Consider the following 4,209-nt stretch of genomic DNA (forward strand, 5'->3'; position numbering starts at 1 on the left):
CACCCTGGCCCGGCCGGTATCGGCGAGCTGCCTCTCGACTTCGACGGTGTAGGCCGGATCGGCAGCGGCCAGCACGGCTTTGGTGAAGGCGTTCTGCCCCGGACCGCCCAAGGCGATCCGGGTGTCCGGCAGGTTCGAGTCGACGCCGAGGTGGCCGTAGCGCGGCTTGTCGGCGCTGCTGCAGGTCGCCGTGACCCCGGCGCGCACCAGCGCGACCATCAGATCGCGGGCCAGCAGGCCGCCCATCGGCTCGGTTGGCGCGACAACCTCAGCCACCGACACCGCGCGTATGCCGTCTCCAACACGCACCCGGGCCGCCGAGGACAGCCCGAACCAGCCGTAGGCCGGGTTATCCAGGGTCCACGGGTAGTCGGCGGTGTCCACCGATCGAGAACCGTTATGCAGCAACGCGAAACCACGCCCGACGACGGCGTCGCCGACCTCGCTGACCGGCATGGCGCCCGGAACCGGGCACGGCCAGCGCAGTCGCAGCAGCTGGTCGGCGTCGGTGAAGTCGTCGATCGTGGTGGTGCAGTCAAGCCGGTCGACGCCGTCCCACAGCGTCAAAGTTTGTGTGTAGCGTAGTAATTCGCCAATCCGGCCGGCCACCACCAGCCGCTGACCCAGCGCGCTGTGGTAGGCCCGCACTTCCGCCGAGCTTTCCGACGAGCTGACCACCGGCCCGTTGGGCAGCAGGTGCCACGGGCCCTCGCCGCCGGTCGGGTGCGCCGGGTATTCCTGATAGACAGCCAGCTCGTTGCCGACCCGGCCCTCGGCGATCAGCTGTCGGCCGTCGCGCATCAGCGACGACACCCCGCCACCGCGGGCCGGGTCGACAACCAGACGGTAATGCTCGTTCGCAATCTGCTTGCCACGCACCGGCTTCCACGCTGCCGACGTGTCAGCGGCGACCAGCCGATAGGCCCGCCAACCCAGCGACGGCACGTCGCGCGCCAGCCAGCTGACCGACCGGCCGTCGTGCTCGATGAGCGCGGGCAGCTCGGCGCCGTCGTGATCGAGCACGCGTACCCCGGCACCCAGCGAATCCTGAAGCCGAGCGGTAACGACATCGGTCCTGTTGTGCGCCAACGGATTCCAGACGATCACGTCGCCGTCGACGGCACTGGACAGCAGTGCCAGCGAGTTGTCCCGGGCCGCGCGGCCGAGTTCCCACGCGTCGCGCCAGCCGGTCAGCAGATCGAGGTAGACCTGGTCGGACTCCGAGCCGGTGATGGCGTCGTGGTGTGCGCCGTAGACCAGCTGCACCCACGCCTTGGCCAGCGCGGCCTGCGGATACTCGGCGCCGGCGAGCAGCCCCGCGAACACCGCGAACTTCTCGGCGTCCAAGACGGCGTTCTCGGCGGCCCGGTTGGCCTGTTTGGTGTCGATGTACGACACGTCCTTGCCGGTGTAGATCGGGTTCATGTCGCGGGTTTGCGGCGACGGTGCCAGCGCGTGGGCGTCCAATTCGGCTCGCACCGCGGCGAAGAACTCACTGGGCAATGCGCAGACGAACCGCGGCCAGGTGTAGCGCGAACCCCAGTCCCGGTGAATGTCGGTGACCCACTTGTTCGGTGGGGTGTAATCGGTGCCGACCGGTAGCAGCACGTTGCGGGTGAGCGCGACCTTGCGAAGTTCCTCGAACAGCCGGTAGGTGGCCTGTTCGGCCTCCGCCAGCGACGGGGCGTCGTCCATCCCCCAGCCGGCCCCGTAATGCGCGGGCATGTAGTGGGTGAGCAGGCCGCGCCCCGACGGCGCGATCCATTCGAACTCGCTGCAGAACTGCATACCCGCCACGCCGCCCTCGCTGTGCATCGGACCCCACTGGTGGTGCGGTCCACGGGCCCACGAACTCGAGGTCAGCCCGGCGTCGGCGGCCATCCCCGGAAACTGCGGATCGTGGCCGAACACGTCGAGCTGCCAGGCGGTGGCCGGGTTACCGCCAACCACGTCGCGCTGAAAGCCCATGCCGTGAACCAGATTTCGGATCGTCGTCTCCGGGCTGGTGAGGTTGGTGTTGGGCTCGTTGTAGGTGCCGCCCATGATCTCCACCCGGCCCTGCGCGATCAGGCGGCGCAGATCGGCGCGGTCCTCGGGATAGGTGTCCCAGTACGGCTTCAGGTAGTCGACTTCGGCAAGCACGAATTTGTACTCGGGTTCCCGCCGGGCCATCTCCAGATGCGCGTGCACCAGCTCAAACCCGTTGCGGCACCTGCCCGGCGGGTCTTGTCGCCACATACTGGTGTAGGCGCCCTGGGTGTTCCACCAGACCGGGTCGTAGTGGAAGTGGCTGATCATGAACATCGTCCAGCCGGGTTCGGCGACGGTGAACGCGAACGGTGTCACACCGCCCTCGACGTGCAGCTGCGCGGCGCGCCGCTGACCGACGACCGGGTGCTGGACGGCCACCGGCACCTCGACCAGGTCATCACCGGCGCGCGCCAAGGTCTCCCCCGCAAGGCCGTCGCCGTCGACCCGGATCAGCGTCGGCTCGGTGCCGCCGCTGACAGTCACCCTTGCCACCTGCAGCGGCGCGTCCGGCGGCCCGACGAAAAGCTCCGTCGACTCCGCCGAAATCACCTGCACCCCCGCACCCTACGACGCTGGACGGGCGCGGCGCGCCGTCACTGACGCGACACGTCGATGATCAACGGCCGGTGATCCGAGATCGGCAGCGTCGGCGCCGAACACGCCTCGACGACCAGGCCGGCGTCGTCGGTCAAAATGTGGTCGAGCTGACGGTTGGGGTGATCGATCGGAAACGTCAACGCGGTGGCGAGCGGCCGCATTCTGGTCCAGCGCTGCGGCGTTGGTGGGGTCATATTGAGATCGCCCATCAGCACCCGCGGTCCCGGAAAGCCACGCAGGTCGCGGGTCAGCCGTCGCAGCTGCACACGGTTCCATCCCGGGACGAACGACAAATGAGTGTTGGCCACCGTCACCGGGCCGACGTCGGTGTCGAACCGGGCCAGCACTGCGGTGCGGGGCTCTTCGTCGACGACGTGTACTCGGCCGGCGCCGGGCAGATACATCGGGAACTTCATCGGAATGCGCGGCAGCCGCACCACCTGCCAGGTGAGGGCTTCAAACCGGGACAGCAGCGCAATGCCGTAGCTCCCGACGCCCGGCTGCTCGCGGCCGGTGGCAGCCATCCAGGTGGCGCCCGGAGTGCCGGAGATCGCGGCGACGAATCGGTGGCTGACCGCGCCCATCGCCTCGGCCGCGACCGCGGTCAGATCGGCCATCGCCGAACGGGGCTGATCGCAGTCGACCTCCTGCAGCGCCAGCACATCGGCGTCCAGTCGCCGCACGCAGTCCGCGAGCCGGTCGACATCGACCTCTTCGTCGTCGATGTCGCGCCCGTGCAGGATGTTGAAGGTGGCCATCCGCATGGGTACTACCTACCCACGATGACGGCCAACGGATCATCGGCGTTTGCGACGATCGGCTTGGTATTACCGCCTGAGCGGCGAAGCCGCACGTCGCAGCCGTGCGCTCACCGCCCTTGCGGCGGCGATCAGCTCCGGCGGTTCCAGTACCTCGAACGCGGCGCCCGTCATGGCGAAGTACAGCACCATCCGTTCCGGGTCGTCTCCGCCCGCGGTAACCACGCAGGCATTGTCGCCATCGGGTTCCACACTTGCGGAAGCAGGCGAAAAATACTGGGCCACAGCCTCTTCCGGCATGCTATAGCGCACTCGTGCCAGGTAGCGGTACGGCGAGGCGCTGATCGCCCTCCGCACATATGAGGCGGCGTCCGGTGCCGGGCGCGGTGTGAACGTGGAGCCGCGTGCGCGCACCGCGGTCATCCGGTCGAGCCGCAGACTGCGCCAGTCGGTGCGGTCGCGGTCGTAGGCGAGCAGATACCAGCGCCGGCCGGTGGTCACCAACTGGTAGGGCTCCAGCCGTCGCTGGGTATTTGTGCCGACGCGGTCGGTGTAGTCAGTCTCGACTTGCTCGTGGTCGCGACACGCCCGGGCCAGCGTCATCAATACCTCCGGCGCCACCGGCGACTCCGCCTCGGGTGAAAGCGTGACCGTCGCCTCATGCACCGCCGAGACCTGCGAGCGCAGCCGCGCCGGCATCACTTGGTCGAGCTTGCTCAACATCCGCACCGCCGATTCCGCCACGCCGGCCACGCTGCCGCCGGCGGCCAGCCGTAGACACACCGCCATCGCCACCGCCTCGTCCGCATCGAGCAGCAACGGC

The 4,209-nt window shown here is 68.7% G+C and carries 2 protein-coding genes and 1 pseudogene; all 3 read right to left on the minus strand.

All coding sequences use genetic code 11. The annotated features are described in order from the left end of the window. Positions 1–2,586 (minus strand): annotated as a pseudogene (locus tag WB785_RS10325) (NEW3 domain-containing protein); the annotation flags it as partial. Between the two features lie 38 nt (positions 2,587–2,624). Further along, the gene (locus WB785_RS10330) at positions 2,625–3,392 is read right to left on the minus strand and encodes an endonuclease/exonuclease/phosphatase family protein (protein ID WP_424078916.1); all 768 of its coding nucleotides are present in this window, start codon (positions 3,390–3,392) and stop codon (positions 2,625–2,627) included. A gap of 63 nt (positions 3,393–3,455) precedes the next feature. Beyond that, a partial coding sequence (locus WB785_RS10335; RefSeq protein WP_424078917.1) for a helix-turn-helix transcriptional regulator occupies positions 3,456–4,209 on the minus strand: 754 nt, incomplete at its 5' end.

The sequence above is a fragment of the Mycobacterium sp. genome, assembly GCF_049585075.1.
Taxonomy (GTDB): Bacteria; Actinomycetota; Actinomycetes; order Mycobacteriales; family Mycobacteriaceae; genus Mycobacterium.